Here is an 18210-nt window from a genome sequence, read left to right on the forward strand (position 1 = left end):
GACTGGATAGAAATATGGTTGTATTTTTATCGCGTGCCCAGGACTGCGGATCATGACGAGCGGCGCCGGGAGGTTGCCGGTGCGCTGATCGCGGTGGTGGCTCGGCGCGGGCTGGGGGAGGCGAGTCTCGCTGTGGTTGCCGAGGAGGCTGGGGTCTCGGTGGGGCTCATTCAGCGGTACTTCCGGAGCCGGCGTGATCTGCTGCAGTTCGCGTTCGACCACCTCGAGGTGCGGGCCGGGGAGCGGCTGGCCGCGGCGGTCGCGGTACGGCGAACGGGCGAGCCGGTGCGAGAGACGGCGTACACGATGTTGGAGACGCTGTTGCCGCTGGACGAGGAGCGGATGGCGGAGTCCGTGGTCTGGCTGGCGTTTCTCGCGGCCGGAACGGTCGACGAGGAGTTGCTCGCGCCGCATCAGGCCGGCATGCGCTACATGCACGAGTCCATCGCTGCGTGGATCCGGCAGTCGACCGCTGCCGGGACCTCACCGGAGCAGCTCGATGCCGACTTCGAGGCTCGGCTGCTGACCTCGCTGGTCGACGGTCTCGTGATCGACATGGCGACGAACCGGAAGGACATCACCCCCGAGTCCGCCCGCCGCGTTCTCGCGGCCGCGGTCGACCGTGCGTTCGGCGTGGAGGGAGTGCGATGAGTACGACGATGGTGGGCGCACTCGTCGTCCTGGCTCTGCTCGACAGCACGAGCATCGGGACGTTGTTCGTGCCGATCGGGTTGTTGCTCGCGCCCGGGCGGGTGCGAGTGGTCGGCGTACTGACGTATCTGCTGACGATCGCCCTCTTCTACCTGGCGGCCGGGTTGGCGATCGCCGCGGGGCTGGGTGCGATCGGCGACGAGCTCACCAGGTTCGCCGAGTCGACGGCGTTCTCCTGGGCCGAGGTGGTCGTCGGCGTCGGGCTGATCGCGCTGAGCTTCCGCTTCGACCCGAAGCGCCGGGCGGCGCGGGGCAAGACTGTCGACTGGAGTGCGCGGATCACGAAGGCGACCGGTTCGCCGGGCACCTTGATCACGCTGGCGATCAGCGCTGGAGTGCTCGAGTTGGCGACCATGGTCACGTTCCTGGCCGCGATCGGCCTGGTCAGCAGTTCAACGGTCTCCTGGCCGGTCGCCGCGGCGCTACTCACCGGCTACTGCTTCGTGATGATCCTGCCTGCCCTGGTCCTGCTGGCCCTCCGGGTCTCGCTGTCCGACCGCATCACACCGGCGTTGCACCGGCTGAATGCCTGGTTCCAGAAGCACGCGACCGGAGCCACCAGCTGGATCCTGGCGATCGTCGGCTTCCTGATCGCGCGCGACGGATTCGCACGGCTGGCGGTCGCCTATCACTGGTTCGGCCAGTGATCAGCTCGAAGCCGCCGCGGATGGGTCGACGGCGAACTCGACGCGGACCCCGAGCAGCCGCACCGGCCGGCGGAGTTCGAACTTCTCCAGCAGTTCCAGTGCGGTTGCGGCGATGACCTCAGGGTCCTGCGTAACCGCCTTCAGCTTGCGGCTCTTGATCGGCGTGAAGAACGAGGTGAACCGGACCTTCACCCAGACCCGCTGGATGCTGCGACCCTCCGCGACCACATCGCGAGTCACCTCGACCGCGATCCGGCGCAGCTCATCGGCAACCTCGGACGGCTCGAGATCGCGTTCGAAGGTCTCCTCACGGCTCCGCGACACCGGTTCCCGCGGTACGTCGGTCACCTCGGTATCGCCGAGCCCACGGCCGAGGGCGGCGTACCAGGCACCCATCTTCGGACCGAACCGCTTCTTCAAAACCTCGACGTCGGCCGCTGCGAGGTCGGCCACCGTCTCCAGACCGAGCTCGTTCAGATTGCGTTCCATCCGGCTGCCGATGCCCCACAGCTCGCGGACCGGCCGGTGGTCCATCACCTCGCGCCAGTTCTCGGCGGTCAGCCGGTAGACCCCCGGCGCCCCAGCCCCGGCACCTTCGAACGCAGTGGCATGCGACTGCGGCTTCTTGGCGAACGTCGTCGCCAGCTTGGCCCGCGTCTTGTTGTCACCGATCCCGATCGAGCAGGTCAGCCCCGTGCGCTCCACGACCGCTGCTCGCAGCGCATCCGCAAGCCCCTCGGGGTCGTCCGTCGAAGCGCCGACGAAACACTCGTCCCAGCCCCACACCTCGACCACGACCGGGAACGCCCGCAGCGTGTCCATCACCTCGGTCGACGCAGCCTCGTACGCGGCCGGATCCGACGGCAGGAAGACCGCCTGGGGACACTTCTTGTACGCCGCTCGCACCGGCATCCCCGAATGCACCCCGAACTCGCGCGCCTCGTACGACGCGGTCGCCACCACCTGCCGTGGTTTCGTGGGATCCCCCGACCCGCCGACCACGACCGGCAGCCCGCGCAGCTCGGGCCGGCGCCGGATCTCGACGGCCGCGATGAACTGGTCCATGTCCACATGCAGGACCCACCAGCCCATCGCGCCCTCCTCCGGCGAGAAACTCAGCTCGACGCACTCGCGTACGTCCGCAGCCCACGCTGCCACAACAACCGGATCAGGAACACGGCAATCGCCGACAGCCCGATCCCGAGCGCCACCGATCCCCAGCCGAGGTCACCTGACAACGCCTGCACCGGGTACGTCGTCGCGAACGCCACCGGGAACACGAACGTCAGGAAGCTCCGCACCGCCACCGGGAAGAACGTCAGCGGATACCGCCCCGCCTCCACCATGTTCAGGTAGACGACGCCGATCGGCCCGACCGACTGCAGCCAGAACGCCAGGTACACCATCGCCGACCACACCGCGGTCAACAGCACCAAGCCGCACCCCGCGAGTACGACGGCCTGCAGCACCTGGCCCACATCCGGCGTGAGCCCGGACTGCACCAGCCCGAACGCCAGCACAATGATGCCGCTGGCAACATTGCTCAGCTCCGCGACGTTGATCCATCGGAACGTCAGGTAGAACTGACTCGACACCGGCCGGAGCAGTACGGCGTCCAGCTCGCCCTCGGTCAGGTACGACGTCATCCGGTTCAGGTTCGGCGCGATGAACGTCGCCATCAGCCCGGTGATCACCTGGTACACGCCGACGAGCGCGATCACCTCGGCCCGGGACCAGCCGTGCACCTCCTCGGTGAACCCGAACAGCAGCAGTGTCGGCACGATCCCGAGCCCCAGCTGCACCAGCCCGACCAGCAACGTGGTCAGGAAATGTGCCCGGTAATGCGTCTCCCGTACGACGGCCTGTGCGAAGAACCGCCGCCACAACCGAAGGTGCCTCATGCGCCCACCGCCGAGTACGCACGGATCCCGGCCGCCCAGACGACACGGGCGAGCAGGCCGACAGCGACGACGTACCCGAGCTGAACGCCGAGCCCGGTCAGCAGTTCTGACCCGGACAGGTTCCCCGCGACGATCTCGACCGGGAACGACACCGTGTACCGGTACGGCTGGTAGTCGATGAACCCGCGCGACCACTCCGGCATCAGCGCCAGCGGTACGACGGACCCCGACAGCACGGAACCGATGATCACCCGGGCCTGGACGAGTGCACTCACATCGTCCATCCAGAACGCGAAAGCCGCGATCAGGATGTCGATCGTGAACACCAGGATCGCGCCGAGCACCAGGGTGACGAAGAACAGCGCCCACCGGCCGGCCCCGGACGGCACGTTCATCGAGTCCCGGAAGATCCACCAGACCAGGCCGATCATCGGGACCAGCGCGAACAGCTTCAGGAACTTCTCCGACAGGTTGTTCGCGACGAACCCGACCAGCAGTGACGCCGGCCGGATCATCCAGCTGGACAGCTTGCCGAGCCGGATGTCGTTCGCGAGGAAGCCGGCCATCCACGACGAGGTGGCCATCGTGGCGAAGCCGAGCAGCACGAAGTACGTCGTGATGTACCGCTGATCCACGGGGAGCCGGGCGCCGTTCGCGAGCGCGGTCCGCCAGATCAGCAGCGAGATGAGCGGCGTACAGATGTTGGCCAGCATGAAGATGACCCAGGCGCCGCGATAGATCGACTGCTGGGCGATCTCGGCGGCGACCATCCGGCGCAGCACCCGCAGGTTGCGGATCATGAGACCTCCCCGCGGCGCTCGAAGAGGTCACGCATGATGTCCTCGACGTCGGCGTCCGCAACGTCGAGATCGACCAGTGGGCCGAGCCGGGTGAGCTGCTCCAGCACCTCGCCGGTGCGCTCCCGATCAGCCTCGAGGCGGAGCGTCAGGCCGGAGACCTCGACCGCGCTGACCCCGGTGAGACGGCTCCCGTCCACAGGCGTCGCGTACGTCGCTCGAACCAGCTTGCGTGGTTGCGCGGTCCGGACGAGTTCGTCCAGCGCGCCGTCGAACTGCAGACTGCCGTGGTCGATGATCATCACCCGCGAGCAGAGCGCCTCGATGTCGTCCATGTCGTGGCTGGTGATCAGGATCGTCGTGCCGCGGAGCCGGTTGACCTCGGCCAGGAAGGTCCGGACCCGGGCTTTGGCGACCACGTCCAGCCCGATCGTCGGCTCGTCCAGGAACAGGATCTCCGGACCGTGGACGAGAGCCGCCATCAGCTCCAGCTTCATCCGCTCACCGAGCGAGGTCTTGCGGACCTGGACGTTCAGCAGGTCCTGCACCTCGAGCAACTCGGCGAGCTCGGCGACATTGCGCTCGAACGAGGCCGTGGACAGGCCGTACATCTCCTTGTGCAGGAGCAGGCTCTCCATCGCCGGCACGTCCCACCAGAGCATGGTCTTCTGCCCCATCACCAGCGCGATCCGGCGCAGGTAGTCAGGCTTGCGGTCCGACGGCGTGTAGCCGAGGACCTCGAGATCGCCGGACGTCTTGTAGAGCAGTCCGGACAGCATCTTCAGCGTCGTGGTCTTACCCGCGCCGTTCGGGCCGAGCAGCCCGACGACCTCACCGGGCTCGATCGTGAAGGAGACCCGGTCGACCGCGAGCCGGGTCTCGTACTTGCGCTTCACCAGACTCTTCAGCGCTCCACCGAGCCCGGCGCGCTGCTGGTGGAACGTGTAGGTCTTGGTCAGATCAACAGCAGAAATGGCATGAGTGTGCGTCACAGTTGGGGCACCGCTTTCGACGAAGCTGGACAGGACCGGGCAGCAACCCAGGGCCCATCACGGCACCGCGATCCAGAAGGATGGCGGGAAAATCAACCGTGCGCGCAGCTATCTCGAAACGGGGTAGTCACCTCTGCGACGCTAAACCGCCTCAGAGAGTGATGTCCAGCGGGTTTTCAGTCGAAGAGGTTCTCCAGGAAGGACTTCTGCTTCTTCTTGTGCGAGTAGCCGCGGTCGTCGTAGCGGCGCTGGTCCTCGTACCGGCGGTCGTCGGAACGGCGGTCGTCGTAGCGCCGGTCGTCGTCGTACCGCTTCTTCTCCTCGTAGCGCTTCTCCTCGGGCCGGGGCTGCGGGGGAGCGTTGTAGCGGAGCTCGGCGTCCACCAGGCTCTCCAGCTCACCGCGGTCGAGGAAGATACCGCGGCACTCGGTGCACTGGTCGACGGTGATCCCAGCACGCTCGTAGGTACGCATCGCGCCACGGCACTTCGGGCAAATCAGGGTCTCCATCCGGAAACCCTAGGTGACGAAAGGCCCGGAATGCCGCCTTTTCAGCGAACTCTCAGCCAGCGAACTCTCAGCAACTTCCGCGCGTCACAACCGGTCGATCCCTTCGAGCCCCCGGACGACCAGGTGGTCGCGGCCCGGCGGCGGCTCGTACGGCTCGGGCCAGAAGTCGGTGACCCGGTCGACCAGCCCGTCACGGAGCTCGAGGAACACCAGGCCGACCAACTGCTCGGAACCGACGGTGAAGTTCATCGAACCGGCGGCGGTGCTCCCGTCGACGATCAGGCGGGTGACGCTCAGCGTCCAGTCGCCCGGATACTCCCGGTTGAACTGCAGGTACTTGTCACGACCGGTGATGCGCTCACCGGTCTGCGGCAACTCATAGGTCACGTCGGCGGCGAGCACCGTCGCGAAGGCATCCCAGTCCTTGGCGGCCATGGTCGCGAAGTATCGCTCGACGATCGGCCGGGTCTGCTCCGTGTCGTTCATGGCCTGGACGCTAGTAGGCCCCACCGACAACTGCCGGTGGGGCCTAGCGACCCGGGCGGCTACTTGAAGCGGGCGAGGAAGTTCTTGACGATCGGCCCGGCCGCCTTGCCGCCGGACTCGCCGCCTTCGACGATGACCGCGAAGGCCACGTCACCGCGGTAGCCGACCATCCAGCCGTTGGTACCGACCTTGCCGTTCGTCACGACCTCCGCCGTACCGGTCTTGGCTCCGACCGTGCCGCTCTGGGCCAGGATGTGTGCGGTACCCCCGGTGACGGTGGTCCGCATGAAGGTGCGCAGTGCGGCAGCGGTTGCCGGGGGCAACGGGGCGGCCGCCGTACCGGCCGCGTCCTTGCCGGGGACCAGGACCGGCTTCATCGCGGTGCCGTGGGCGACGGTGGCGCCGATCAGGGCGATCGACAGCGGGCTCGCGGTGACGGTGCCCTGACCGATCATCGACGCGGCCTCCTCGACATCGTCCTTCGGAGCCGGGACCTTGCCGCCGTACGCCGGGATGGACAGCTCGAGGTCACGGCCGATCCCGAACATCGCGGCCGCCTTGGTCATCCCGTCCTTCTGCAACCGGGCGTGCTGCGAGATGAAGGCGGTGTTGCAGGACTGGTTGAACGCCTTCTGCAAGGTGCCGGCGCCGTACGCCGCGAGGGCGTCGTAGTTCTTGAACGTCTTGCCGAACACGTTGATCGTGTCGGTGCACGGGAGCGAGCTGTTCGTGGTGATGCCATTGCTCAGCAGCGCGGCCGAGGTGACGGTCTTGAACGTCGAGCCCGGGGCGTAGCGGCCCTGGAAGGCGCGGTTGTAGCTCGTCACGTCCGGGCCGTTCGCCGCAGCCAGGATCTGGCCGGTCGAGGCCTGGACGGCGACCAGCGACGCGTGCAGCTTCTGGCTGCCCAGCGCAGCCTCGGCGGCCTGCTGCATCTTGGTGTCGATCGTGGTCTTCACCGGCTTCCCGGGGGTGCCCTTCTGGGTGAAGACCTCCTTGATCGTCAGCTTGGTCTTGCCGTCGCGCAGGCTGACCACGCCGCCGGGCGTGCCGGCCAGCTGCTGCTGGAACGCGTACTGCAGACCGTTTACGCCGACTTGGTCCTGGGCGGACGCGGTCGGGCCCGCGTTCTTCAGGGTGTCCTCGTTGGCCAGCTTCATCGAGCCGAGGAGGGAACGCGCGAACGTCGGGGTGGCCGCGAGCGACTGCGTGCCGCCCATGGTCAGGACGCCGGGCAGCTTGCCCATCGTCGGCCGCAGCTTCTCCCACTGGTCCGCGCGGATCGTGATCGCGTCGACGAACTGCCCGGCCGGGGCCGCCTTCGCCCGCTTGGCCAGCTTCGCGCCGTCGACATCGAGGTTCTTGGTGAAGGCCGCGTACGTCGCCGCGGTCGCCGCGGTGCCGGAGGCGACCCCGACGATGACGACCGGCCGGTTCGAGGTCAGCGCGGCACCGTGCCGGTCCTGGATCGAGGCGCGGGCCGGGAGGGTGCGCACCCGCTTGAGGTAGTTGGTCCCGTCACCGAGCCCCGGGTAGATCGTGTCGCCGGCCGCCTTGATCTTCCAGGCGTCGCCGACCTTGACCGCGGTCGCCGTACTGGTCCACTTCATCGTGCCGATCCCGCGCAGCTGCGCCTCGACGGCGAGCTCCTGGGTGCAGGTCGCGTCGTCGGAGCACTTCACGTCACCCTGCGGTACGACGGTCGCCGTACTGGCCACGAGCGCCGAGTCGACGTCGTCCAGCCGCTTGCCGAACGTGGTCGGGTTGTCGGTCAGCGCAGCCGCTTCCGTTGGTTTGCCGTCCGGGGCCCAGGCCTTCACCCAGGCGTCCGCGAACTGCTTGACGACCTGCGCGGAGGCCTGCTTCTCGTCGTTCGGATCCGCCTTCCCGCCGTCACCCGACTTACTGTCGGAACAACCGGCGGTGATCAGCAGACTACTTACACAGACGACAGCAGCGGTTCGCTTCACGGTTCCAACTCTCGCACGACGATTGGCAAACACACGGGCGAAACTACTCAACCCACCCAAGTACGACGCAGGTTCCCGCCGCGGAGTTGTCGTATTCTGCACGATTGTGACCCGCCTAGCCCTGCACAGCCGACTGCTCCCCGGTACCGAAGAGGCCTACGAGCGCGAGCACGCCCGCGTCTGGCCGGAGCTCCTCACCGTGATGCGCGCCGCCGGCATCACCGACTGGTCGATCTGGCGCAGCGGCCGCGACCTGTTCCACCTGGTGGAGTGCGACGACTACGCAGCCGCCGTAGCCCAGCTCCGCGAAGACCCCACCGACCAGCGCTGGCAGCAACACATGAGCCAGTTCGTCGAAGCCTTCGCCGAAGACGGCCGCCCCCTCCCCCACATCTGGACCATGACCCAACAAACCGACTAATACATCTCCCACACGAGTACCTCGGCGCCCGCCGGCCCCGCGGTCAACCGCCGGCCGCCGCCGCGCAGGAGGACACCGCCTTCGGCGGCGGCTGCCTCCTCTGGGGTGGTGAGGCGGGCGGCGTCTGCGGTGGCTAGGTGTCCTACGCCTTCGAGGTGGGCGGTGCCTTCGGCTATGAAGACGTGTACGTGGGGGGCGTCTGGCAGTACGACGGATTGGGTTGGAGCCAGGCGGGCTACTGAGAGGCCGGCGGATTGCTGGTGGAGGCGGATCGCCGTACTGGTTGTGTGGTGCGGTAGGCCTGAGACGACTGGGGTTAGCTCGCCGGGGGTTAGGTCGACTGGGGATTGGGCGTACGACGGGGTCAGGTCGAAGTGGTCGGGGCGGACCCACATTTGGACGTAGTGGACGGGGTCGGGGCCGTCGTTCCATTCGGAGTGGCGGATGCCCGAGCCGGCGCTCATTCGTTGGACGAGGCCTGGGTGGACGACTCCGCTGTGGCCTTCCGAGTCACGGTGGGCCAGGGCGCCTCGTAGGACCCAGGTGACGATCTCCAGGTCCTGGTGTGGGTGTGTCTCGAAGCCCGTGCCGGGCGCGACCACGTCGTCGTTGTGCGCCACCAGGAAGCCGAACCCGATGTTGGCCGGGTCGTAGAACGGGCCGAACGAGAACGAGTGCCGCGACTCCAGCCAGTCCGAGGACGTTACGAAGCGATCGTCTGCCCGCCGAATCTCCACAACTACTAGTAATACCCGGTCCGGCCGTCGGCCAGTTCGCGCATCGCGTCGAGGTGGCCGACGTGGCGGGCGGTTTCCTCGAGCATGTGGAGGAGGATCCAGCGCAGGCTTGGCTGGAACTCCGGGTCCTGGCCGGTGTCGTCCAGGCTGTGGGCGGCGACGATCTCGTTCGAGCGGGCCCACTGTGCGTCGAACTCGTCGAGCAACTGAGGCAGCGGTACGCCGGTCACCAGCATCTCGGCGCTCTCGACGTCCTTGCGGTACATCGGGTTCTGGTCCCGGGGAACGTTCAGGTAGACCACCTCGAACCAGAGGTGCTCGACCCACCGCATGTGCGACACGAGCCCGGCCGGCGTCATCAACGGCGACGCAGGCAGGAGAGACCGGTGCTCGTCCTCGGGTCGCAGGTCTGCCAGTTTGTGGCGGACCAGCACCCGCTGCAGGTCCAGCCAGCCGATCAGCTGGGTCCGCTCGTCGGCCACGATCGGTGGCCGCGCCTCATAGAGATTCACCCCAGGAACCTAACCACACAAAAACGGACTCCGGCCGCTCGGTGGGCGGCCGGAGTCCTGACGTGGGGGTGGTTCAGCCGGTGGGTTTGCCGTCGTCGGAGCCGAGGGTGGCGGTGATCTCCTGCGTCTTGCCGGCCCGGGTGATGGTGACCTTGACCTGATCGCCGGGGCGGTGCGAGCGAACTGCGGCGACCAACGCGTCCCCTGACGCGATCGCCTTACCGTCTACAGCGGTCACCACATCGCCCGCTTGCAGACCGGCTTTGTCGCCCGCACCACCCGGCGTGACCTCGCGGAGGGTTGCTCCGTTCACGAGCCCGTCGGATGACTGCGCGTCGCCGACCGACACTCCGAGCCGCGCATGCGTGGCCTTGCCCGAGGCCACCAGCTCGTCGACGATCGGCTTGGCCTGGTCGATCGGGATTGCGAAGCCCAGGCCGATGTTCCCGCCGGCGGATTGTCCCGATCCGCCCGCGGTCTTGATCGCGCTGTTGATTCCGACCACCTGGCCCGCGAGGTCGATCAGAGCGCCGCCGGAGTTCCCCGGATTGATGGCGGCGTCCGTCTGGATGGCTGGGAAGACCGTGGTACTGCTCTGCTCCTCGTCGCCCGAGGTGACCGGGCGGTCGAGCGCCGAGACGATCCCACTCGTCACGGTGGACTGCAGGCCGAACGGCGAACCGATCGCGACCACGCCCTGGCCGACGGCGAGTTTGCCGCTGGAGCCGAGCGTCGCCGGGGTCAGATCGGTGGCCTCGGCCTTGATCACGGCCAGATCGGTCAGTGGGTCGAGGCCCTTGACCGTGGCCGGGACCGTGCGGCCGTCGTTCAGGATCACGGTGATCTTGGCGCCCTGCCCGGCACCGGCGACCACGTGGTTGTTGGTGACGATCAGGCCGTCCTTGCTGATCACGATGCCCGAACCGGTCCCCGCGCCCTGCTGGCTGGCGACCGCGATCTTCACCACACTGCCGAGCACCTTGGCGGCCGCGTTCTGCACCGAGCCGTCCGGTGCCGAGGCCGGTGCGGCCTGGTTACCGTTCAGCGGTGCGGTGACCGACGGGTTGGCGGCGGTGTCGTTCGTGGCCGAATACACCGCAGCGGCGCCCACGCCACCGGCCGCCCCGACCAGTAGCGCGGTCGCGGCCACGATTGCCAGGCCCATCCGCTTCGGCTTGGCCGGTGTGGGAGCCACCGGCTGCTGCTGCGGACCGAAGGGCCAGTTCGGGCCGGGGGACGCCCCCTGATGCGTCCCCGGCGTTCCGAACTGCGGGTAGGCACTCCCACCTGAGGGGTGCTGACCCGGCTGGCCCAGCTGCGGTCCACCCTGCGGAGCGAAATGCTGTTGCTGATGTTGCCCATACATCGGCAGCTGCTGCGTACGCTCCGGCGGGTTGGAGCCGAAGGGGGCAGGCCCACTCTGCGGCTCGGGCGGCTGGTTGTCGGTCATGACGAGTACTTTGGCCGCCGGACCTGAGAACCCCCTGAAGATCCCGTCAGAGCTACCGAAGAACTCTGTGAAGATCCTCTGAAGGCGCCCAGCAAACTCCCAGCTTCAGCGGGTCTGGGTGGCGGCGTGGGGGAGCCAGAGGGTGAACTGGGCGCCGGCGCCTGGTGTGTTGCGGGCGTAGATCATGCCGCCGTGCTGCTCGGCCGCGTGCTTGACGATCGCGAGCCCCAGGCCGGAGCCGGGGCGGCTGCGGGCCTCGCTCGACCGGTAGAACCGCTCGAACACATGCGGCAGGTCCGCGTCCGCAATCCCTGGTCCGGAGTCTGTGACAGTCAGTACGCCGTCTTGCAGCCGCACCGTGACCAGTCCGACCGGTACGCCGTCGGTCCGGGCATCCTCGGGGACGCTGTACTTCGCCGCGTTGTCCAGCAGGTTGGTCACCGCCCGGCCCAGCAGCCGCTCGTCGCCCCACACCGGGAACGGCTCGAGGCTGACATCCCACTCCAGGTTCGGAGCGCGCCGCCGTACCTTGATCAGCGCGTCCTCGACCACGTTGGACAGCTCGATCAGCTCGGCGTTGCGGATCTGCGGGGTGTCCCGGGCCAGCTCGGTCAGGTCGCCGATCAGATTCGTGAGCTCGTCCATCTGGGCCCGTACGTCGTCCAGCAGTTGCTGCCGGTCTTCCGGGCGTAGTCCGCCCCGCTTGTCCGCCTGCGCGAGCAGGTCGAGGTTCGTCCGGATGCTGGTGAGCGGCGTCCGCAGCTCGTGCCCCGCGTCCCCGATCAGCCGCCGCTGCCGGTCGCGTGACTGGGCAAGTGCGCCCAGCATCGCGTTGAACGACAGCGCGAGCCGGGAGATCTCGTCCGAACCGATGACCGGGATGGGCCTGAGGTCGTCCGTCCGCGCCACGTGCTCCGCGGCACCGGTCAGCCGGGCCAGCGGCCGCAGGCCGGACGCGGCGATCGCGTTCCCCGCGATGGCAGCGCCGATGACGCCCAGCAGCCCGACCGCCCACAAGACGATGCCCATGTTGTGCAACGTCCGGTCGATCGGCTTCAGCGACTGAGCCACCACCAGCGCGGCCGGCACGTACTCGCCAGGGCCGCAGTCCAGGTCGATGTCGTTGCTCGGACAGAACTGGGCCGGAACCGCGACCACTCGGTAGTGCGGCCCCGTCGAAACACCGACAGTCCGCTTGCTGACCACGTTCTGTTCCTTGGCCACGTCCAGCTCCGGGGCCTCCATCGGCGGCGGCGTGCTCTTCCGGGCACCGACCCGGACGCCGTCGACGGTGTAGACGCCGACCAGGATGTCGCTCAGTCCGAAGGCATCCGGCGACACCGACTGCAGGGCCGCGTTGTTCGTCAGCACTCCACTGCGGGCCGCTTGGGTGGCGCGGTCCTCGAGGCTGTCGTCGAGGTTCTGGTACATCTGCTGCCGCACCGACACGTAGGCGGCGATGCTCACGAAGGCGACCGCCAGACCCACCGCGACCGCGGCGAGCAGCGTCACCCGGGAGTGCAGGCTCAGCCGGTGAAGTTTGTCCTGCCACCAGCTCTGGGCCGACCGCATGTTGCTCTGGGCAACAGGTCGTGGCTGAGCCTCCGGCCGTGGCTGGGGTTGCGGTGTGCGGCGGGCATACGAAGGGAAGTTGTCGGGACCGCTCACGGTGGCGTGTCCCGCAGTACATAGCCGATGCCGCGGACGGTGTGGATCAGTCGTGGCAGGTCGTTCACCTCGGTCTTGCGGCGCAGGTAGCCGATGTAGACCTCGAGCGAGTTGGCGGTGGTCGGGAAGTCGTAGCCCCAGACCGCGTCCAGGATGACGGCGCGCTCGAGCACCCGGCGCGGGTTGCGGATCAGCAGCTCGAGCAGCGAGAACTCGGTCCGCGTCAACTGGATCGGTACGTCGCCACGGTGCACCTCGTGCGCGTCCACGTCGACCACGAGGTCGGCGTACTGGAGGACTTCGCCGCGCGGGCCGCCCTCGCCCGGGGTGCTGCTGCGGCGCAGCAGGGCACGCAACCGGGCGAGCAGCTCCTCGAGCGCGAAAGGCTTGGTCAGGTAGTCGTCGCCGCCGGCGTCCAGGCCGTCCACCCGGTCCGCGACCGCGTCCCGCGCGGTCAGCACCAGGATCGGCACGTTGTTGCCGGCGGCCCGTAGCGCCTTGGTGGTCTCGAGACCGTCCAGCCGCGGCATCATCACGTCCATCACCACGACGTCGGGATCGACGTTCCCGATCACGGCCAGCGCCTCGGCGCCGTCGGAGGCGGTGACGACCTCGAAGTCGTTGAACTCCAGCGAACGGCGCAGCGAGTCCCGGACTGCCCGGTCGTCGTCCACCACCAGTACCCGCATAACCGCTCTCCGCTCGAGGTCGAGTGGGCGGTCCAGCGCAGACCACCGCGGATCCGAGCGTAGGCGGTCCGCTTGAGAAACGCCTGAGAACCCGCTGATCACTCGCCCAAGAGTAGGTTTGGGCGGGTGGATGTCCTCGAGTTCAGCCCCGAGCCCAACGAGTACACCTGGACGTTCGGCGGTGCCGCGCCGCTGCATCGGGTCAAACCCGGTACGGCGTTGCGCCTGTGGACCGACGATGCGTTCTGCGGCCGCCTGCGGAGTACGGCGGACCTGGCCAGCGCGAGCCTGAACATGCCGTTCGTGAACCCGCAGACCGGACCGTTCTACGTCGAAGGCGCCGAGCCGGGGGACACCCTCGTACTCCACTTCGTCGAGCTGACCCCGGCCCGCAGCTGGGGTGCCTCCGCGACCATCCCGTTCTTCGGCGGCCTGACCAGCACCGACCGGACCGCGACGCTGCAGGACCCGCTCCCGGAGCGCACCTGGATCTACGAGGTGGACACCGCCAACCAGACGGTCGGGTTCCAGGCGCAAGGGAGCGAGCTGGAGCTCGCGCTGCCGATCAACACGATGCTCGGCACGGTCGGCGTGGCCCCGGCCGCGGGCGAGGTCCGGTCGTCGCTGGTCCCGGACGTGTTCGGCGGGAACATGGACACCCCCGAGATGAAGGCGGGCGCAACCTGCTTCCTCCGGGTCAACGTCGAGGGCGCACTGTTCTCGGTCGGTGACGGCCATTACCGCCAGGGTGAGGGCGAGTCCTGCGGTACGGCGGTCGAGGGCGCGATGAACGTCGTACTGATCGTCGAACTCCTCAAGACGCCCGGGCCGGCCTGGCCGCGGATCGAGAACGACGACTACTTGGCCGTCGTCGGGTCCAGCCGCCCGCTCGAGGACGCCTGGCGAGCCGGTCAGGTCGACATGGTCGGCTGGCTGGGATCGCTGTACGGGTTGGACAAACTCGACGCGTACCAGCTGCTGAGCCAGATCAGCGAGGTCCCGCTGGCCAACGTCGTGGACGCCAACTACAGCGTGGTCACCAAGGTCCCGAAGCGGCTACTTCCGCAAGTCGATGCCTACAGCAACATTCACGCCCACCTCCGCGACCTCGCCACTACCCTCTGACTTCATCGGCTGCTCCTTCGTGAGATTGCCACTCCGGTGAGGCAGAGGGCGCCGCCGGCCAGGGTGAGGAGGGCTGGGGTTTCGCCGAGGAAGAGCCAGCCGAGGGCGATGGCGACGACGGGGACGGCGTAGACGGTGACGCCCATCCTTCCGGCGGTGGTACGGCGGAGTGCGAACGCCCAGGTGGTGAAGCCGAGGGCGGTGGGGAAGGCGGCGAGGTAGACGACCCACCAGATCGTGCTCGCGCTCGCGGCGCGGAGCTCGTCGATCAGGGTCGGGGTGAACGGGAGGCACGCGACGGCGCCGACGGTGCAGGCGAGCCAGGTGACTTCGGCGGCGGGAAGCCTGCTGAGCAACGGCTTCTGGGTGACGACGCCGACGGCGTATGCGATGGCGGCGATCAGGCAGAGGATCACGCCCCACGTTTCGGCGTGGCCGGTCGAGGTCGACGTACCGATCACGATGATGCCGGCGAACGCGACCAGGCCGCCGACGACGAGGCGGCGCGGGAAGCCTTCGCCGAGGGTGAGGCCGGCCAGTACGGCGATCAGGAGCGGGGCGATGTGGACGAGCATGGCCGCGGTACCGGCGTCGAGGCGTCGCTCGGCTTCGTTGAGCGCGACGTTGTAGACGCCGAACCAGAGCAGGCCGCAGGCGAGGAGCTGCGGCCAATCACGCTTGGCCGGCCATCGGCGTACGGCGGGATCCTGGCGGGGGCGCGCGAAGAGCATGACGCCGAGGAGCAGACTGCCGAGACCCAGCCGGGCCAGGGATAACGCCCAGGCGGAGAACTCGGTGCCGAGATGGCGGATGGCGACGAACGACGATGCCCAGAGGACCACGGTGACGGCTGCTGCGGTGGTTGCCTGCTTACTCACCCGAATACCCTAGGAAGGTAGTTTGCGATTTCCCATGGTGTTGTGAGCCTTGGAAGGGGCCTCATGGTTGCCGGAACGAACGCAGAAGGTGGGCAATACCTTCAAACTGAGAAGCCGGTGCTGGACGAGCTGAATCTGCGCCTGCTGACCGAGCTGTCGGCGGATCCGCGGTTGCGGACGAGTGAGCTGGCGCGGCGGCTCGGGGTCTCGGCGCCGACCGTGCGCGAGCGTCTCACCCGGCTGGAGGAGTCGGGGGTGATCCGGGGATATCGGCTCGAGGTGGATCCTGGTGCGTTCGGTCTGCCGGTCGCGGCATGGGTGCGATTGCGGCCCGGGCCGGGGCAGATCCCGAAGATCATCGAGTTGGCCGCGCGGACGCCGGAGGTGGTCGAGTGCCATCGGATCTCGGGTGAGGACTGTTTCCTGATGCGGGTTCAGGTGGCTGCCATCGCGGGGCTCGGGGATGTGCTGGACAAGTTCTTGGTGCATGGGCAGACGACCAGTTCGTTCGTCGTGTCCACGCCGGTGTCGCCTCGTTCGGTGCCGTTGTCCGGCTGATGGGCACCGACCACCGTGAGGAGTGGTCTGCATCACTACGCTATTGCTGACTTCAGCGACCTCTGGAAGGACCTGCCCCATGGCTGCCGACAAGTCTGTCCGCAGAGTTGCCCTGCTCACGGCCGGTGGCCTTGCGCCGTGCCTGTCGTCCGCCGTCGGCGGGCTGATCGAGCGCTACACGGAAGTGGCGCCCGACGTGGAGATCATCGGGTACCTGAACGGGTACCACGGCCTGCTCAGCGGGCGGCATGTCGTCGTCACGCCCGAGGTGCGGGAGAAGGCGGCGTTGCTGCACAAGTTCGGCGGGAGCCCGATCGGGAACAGCCGGGTGAAGCTGACCAACACCGCCGACCTGGTGAAGCGCGGTCTGATCGCCGAGGGCCAGAACGCGCTGCAGGTGGCCGCGGAGCGGTTGGTGGCCGACGGCGTCGACGTACTGCACACGATCGGTGGTGACGACACCAACACGACCGCTGCGGACCTGGCGGCGTACTTGCAGGAGCACGACTACGACCTGACCGTGGTCGGCCTGCCGAAGACCATCGACAACGACGTGATCCCGATCCGGCAGAGCCTGGGTGCGTGGACCGCGGCCGAGCAGGGCGCGCTGTTCGCCCGGAACATCGTCGCCGAGCACAGCTCCAACCCGCGGATGCTGATCGTGCACGAGGTGATGGGCCGCAACTGTGGCTGGCTGACCGCGGCGACCGCGAAGGCCTACCGCGACTGGCTGGACCAGCAGGAGTGGAACCCGGGCATCGGCCTGGACGAGTCGAGCTGGGACGTGCACGCGGTGTACGTGCCGGAGGCAACGATCGACCTGGACGCCGAGGCCGAGCGCCTGCGCAAGGTGATGGACGAGAACGACTGCGTGACGATCTTCCTGTCCGAGGGTGCCGGCGTACCGTCGATCGTGGCCGAGATGGAGGCCCGCGGCGAGGAGGTCGGCCGGGACCCGTTCGGCCACGTCAAGCTGGACACGATCAACCCGGGTGCCTGGTTCGCCAAGCAGTTCGCGGAGCGGATCGGTGCCGAGAAGACGATGGTGCAGAAGAGCGGCTACTTCAGCCGCTCGGCCGCAGCCAACGACGCCGACCTCGCCCTGATCAAGGAGTGCACCGACTACGCAGTCGACGCCGCCCTCCGCGGCGAGAGCGGCGTCGTCGGCCACGACGAGGAACGCAACGACGAACTACGCGCCATCGAGTTCCCCCGCATCGCCGGCGGCAAAGAGTTCGACGCATCCGTGGAGTGGTTCACCACCCTCAAATCCACCATCGGCCAGTCATAGCTTCTACTTCCGTAGGGCAGCCATCGCTCAGTTCAGGTGCGGAGGCGGTCGACCCAGTGGTCGGCTGCGGTTTCGATCTGGTGCAGGACCTCGTCGAAGCCTGCGTCCGCTCCGTAGTAGGGGTCCGGTACGTCGGTTTCGGCGAAGAGTTCGATGGGTACGTCGGTGCGGCCGCGGGCCTGGTGGTTGAGTGCGGCGAGGTGGCCGGTGTCCATGGCGAGGACGAGGTGGCGGTCGTCGAACCAGGTGCGGTCGAATGCGCGGGCTCGGTGGGAGCTGCCGTCGTAGCCGCGGCGGTGGAGGGCTGCGGCGGCACGGGGGTCCATCGGGTCGCCCTCGTGCCAGCCGCCGGTTCCTGAGCTGGTCACGATGACGTCGTCGATGCCGGCCTCGGCCAGCTTCGAGCGCAGGACGACTTCGCCGATCGGTGACCGGCAGATGTTGCCGGTGCAGACGACCTCGACGTACCTCAGCGGATCTCCGCTTTGTCCGGCAGGACGACGTTGATGATCATGCCGACGATGCTGATGATCAGGGCGCCGAAGAGTGCGGACCAGAAGCCGTCGACGTGGAACTGGACGTCGAGCTTGCCGGTGATCCACGACGTCAGCGCCAGCATCGCCGCGTTGATCACGAAGGTGAGCAGACCCAGCGTCAGGATCAGCAGCGGCAGCGAGACCAGCTTCACCACCGGCTTCACGATCGCGTTCACGATGCCGAAGATCGCGGCGACGATCAGCAGCGTCAGCACCCGGCGGCCGGTGGTGGCGCCCTGCAGGGTGATGCCGCCGACGAGCCAGGCGGCGATCGCGAGGGCCACCGCGTTGGCGAGCAGCCTGATGATCAGATTCTTCATACCTCGATCCTT

The 18210-nt window shown here is 67.9% G+C and carries 21 protein-coding genes; 6 read left to right on the forward strand and 15 right to left on the reverse strand.

Annotated elements, in window-relative coordinates; all coding sequences use genetic code 11:
- The first annotated feature begins 33 nt into the window (after positions 1–33).
- Entirely contained in the window at positions 34–651 is a 618-nt protein-coding gene (locus ACFCV3_RS25840) for a TetR/AcrR family transcriptional regulator (protein WP_376033933.1), read from the forward strand.
- Entirely contained in the window at positions 648–1358 is a 711-nt protein-coding gene (locus ACFCV3_RS25845; protein WP_376033935.1) for a GAP family protein, read from the forward strand. The genes ACFCV3_RS25840 and ACFCV3_RS25845 overlap by 4 nt, the downstream gene beginning before the upstream one ends.
- On the opposite strand, the gene ACFCV3_RS25850 is transcribed toward ACFCV3_RS25845, so the two are convergent.
- The 7 genes from ACFCV3_RS25850 to ACFCV3_RS25880 all read right to left on the reverse strand — a co-directional run bounded on the left by ACFCV3_RS25850 (position 1359) and on the right by ACFCV3_RS25880 (position 8013).
- Positions 1359–2450, reverse strand: coding sequence for a DNA polymerase IV (locus ACFCV3_RS25850; RefSeq protein ID WP_376033937.1), 1092 nt, complete (start codon positions 2448–2450; stop codon positions 1359–1361).
- A 23-nt stretch (positions 2451–2473) separates the two neighbouring features.
- Positions 2474–3259 (reverse strand): ABC transporter permease, encoded by a 786-nt coding sequence (locus ACFCV3_RS25855; RefSeq protein WP_376033939.1) that lies wholly within the window; start codon positions 3257–3259, stop codon positions 2474–2476.
- The gene (locus ACFCV3_RS25860; RefSeq protein ID WP_376033941.1) at positions 3256–4059 is read right to left on the reverse strand and encodes an ABC transporter permease; all 804 of its coding nucleotides are present in this window, start codon (positions 4057–4059) and stop codon (positions 3256–3258) included. Before ACFCV3_RS25860 ends, ACFCV3_RS25855 begins: the two co-directional genes overlap by 4 nt.
- The gene (locus tag ACFCV3_RS25865) at positions 4056–5048 is read right to left on the reverse strand and encodes an ATP-binding cassette domain-containing protein (protein ID WP_376033943.1); all 993 of its coding nucleotides are present in this window, start codon (positions 5046–5048) and stop codon (positions 4056–4058) included. The genes ACFCV3_RS25860 and ACFCV3_RS25865 overlap by 4 nt, the downstream gene beginning before the upstream one ends.
- A gap of 176 nt (positions 5049–5224) precedes the next feature.
- Positions 5225–5557: a zf-TFIIB domain-containing protein gene (locus tag ACFCV3_RS25870; protein ID WP_376033945.1), complete on the reverse strand. Its 333-nt coding sequence runs from the start codon at positions 5555–5557 to the stop codon at positions 5225–5227.
- An 84-nt stretch (positions 5558–5641) separates the two neighbouring features.
- Entirely contained in the window at positions 5642–6043 is a 402-nt protein-coding gene (locus tag ACFCV3_RS25875; protein WP_376033947.1) for a nuclear transport factor 2 family protein, read from the reverse strand.
- Between the two features lie 59 nt (positions 6044–6102).
- Complete coding sequence (locus ACFCV3_RS25880) at positions 6103–8013, reverse strand: penicillin-binding transpeptidase domain-containing protein (RefSeq protein WP_376033949.1); 1911 nt, start codon at positions 8011–8013, stop codon at positions 6103–6105.
- Between the two features lie 106 nt (positions 8014–8119).
- On the opposite strand from ACFCV3_RS25880, the gene ACFCV3_RS25885 reads away from it, so the two are divergent.
- Positions 8120–8434, forward strand: coding sequence for an L-rhamnose mutarotase (locus ACFCV3_RS25885; RefSeq protein ID WP_376033951.1), 315 nt, complete (start codon positions 8120–8122; stop codon positions 8432–8434).
- Here the strand turns inward: ACFCV3_RS25885 and ACFCV3_RS25890 are convergent.
- The 5 genes from ACFCV3_RS25890 to ACFCV3_RS25910 all read right to left on the reverse strand — a co-directional run bounded on the left by ACFCV3_RS25890 (position 8431) and on the right by ACFCV3_RS25910 (position 13490).
- Positions 8431–9171: a pirin family protein gene (locus tag ACFCV3_RS25890; RefSeq protein ID WP_376033953.1), complete on the reverse strand. Its 741-nt coding sequence runs from the start codon at positions 9169–9171 to the stop codon at positions 8431–8433. The two genes, ACFCV3_RS25885 and ACFCV3_RS25890, sit on opposite strands and share 4 nt — an antisense overlap.
- Positions 9172–9176: 5 nt before the next feature.
- Complete coding sequence (locus ACFCV3_RS25895) at positions 9177–9683, reverse strand: DinB family protein (RefSeq protein ID WP_376033955.1); 507 nt, start codon at positions 9681–9683, stop codon at positions 9177–9179.
- Positions 9684–9756: 73 nt separating this feature from the next.
- Complete coding sequence (locus ACFCV3_RS25900; protein ID WP_376033957.1) at positions 9757–11133, reverse strand: trypsin-like peptidase domain-containing protein; 1377 nt, start codon at positions 11131–11133, stop codon at positions 9757–9759.
- A 105-nt stretch (positions 11134–11238) separates the two neighbouring features.
- Positions 11239–12705 carry a sensor histidine kinase gene (locus ACFCV3_RS25905; protein ID WP_376033959.1) on the reverse strand — a complete coding sequence of 489 codons (1467 nt, stop codon included), beginning with the start codon at positions 12703–12705 and terminating at the stop codon, positions 11239–11241.
- Positions 12706–12797: 92 nt separating this feature from the next.
- Positions 12798–13490: a response regulator transcription factor gene (locus tag ACFCV3_RS25910; RefSeq protein ID WP_132412981.1), complete on the reverse strand. Its 693-nt coding sequence runs from the start codon at positions 13488–13490 to the stop codon at positions 12798–12800.
- 126 nt (positions 13491–13616) lie between these two features.
- Between ACFCV3_RS25910 and ACFCV3_RS25915 the strand changes: the two genes are divergently transcribed.
- The gene (locus ACFCV3_RS25915) at positions 13617–14615 is read left to right on the forward strand and encodes an acetamidase/formamidase family protein (RefSeq protein WP_376033961.1); all 999 of its coding nucleotides are present in this window, start codon (positions 13617–13619) and stop codon (positions 14613–14615) included.
- Positions 14616–14617: 2 nt separating this feature from the next.
- On the opposite strand, the gene ACFCV3_RS25920 is transcribed toward ACFCV3_RS25915, so the two are convergent.
- The gene (locus tag ACFCV3_RS25920; RefSeq protein ID WP_376033963.1) at positions 14618–15493 is read right to left on the reverse strand and encodes a DMT family transporter; all 876 of its coding nucleotides are present in this window, start codon (positions 15491–15493) and stop codon (positions 14618–14620) included.
- A gap of 117 nt (positions 15494–15610) precedes the next feature.
- Between ACFCV3_RS25920 and ACFCV3_RS25925 the strand changes: the two genes are divergently transcribed.
- Positions 15611–16051, forward strand: a complete 441-nt coding sequence (locus tag ACFCV3_RS25925) for an Lrp/AsnC family transcriptional regulator (protein WP_376033965.1) — start codon at positions 15611–15613, stop codon at positions 16049–16051.
- A 79-nt stretch (positions 16052–16130) separates the two neighbouring features.
- Positions 16131–17342: a pyrophosphate--fructose-6-phosphate 1-phosphotransferase gene (locus tag ACFCV3_RS25930; RefSeq protein WP_376033967.1), complete on the forward strand. Its 1212-nt coding sequence runs from the start codon at positions 16131–16133 to the stop codon at positions 17340–17342.
- Between the two features lie 32 nt (positions 17343–17374).
- On the opposite strand, the gene ACFCV3_RS25935 is transcribed toward ACFCV3_RS25930, so the two are convergent.
- Both ACFCV3_RS25935 and ACFCV3_RS25940 read right to left on the reverse strand, forming a co-directional pair.
- The gene (locus ACFCV3_RS25935; RefSeq protein ID WP_376034230.1) at positions 17375–17899 is read right to left on the reverse strand and encodes a low molecular weight protein-tyrosine-phosphatase; all 525 of its coding nucleotides are present in this window, start codon (positions 17897–17899) and stop codon (positions 17375–17377) included.
- Entirely contained in the window at positions 17812–18198 is a 387-nt protein-coding gene (locus ACFCV3_RS25940) for a phage holin family protein (protein ID WP_376033969.1), read from the reverse strand. Before ACFCV3_RS25940 ends, ACFCV3_RS25935 begins: the two co-directional genes overlap by 88 nt.
- Positions 18199–18210 lie beyond the last annotated feature (12 nt).

This window comes from Kribbella sp. NPDC056345 (assembly GCF_042262745.1).
GTDB lineage: Bacteria > Actinomycetota > Actinomycetes > Propionibacteriales > Kribbellaceae > Kribbella.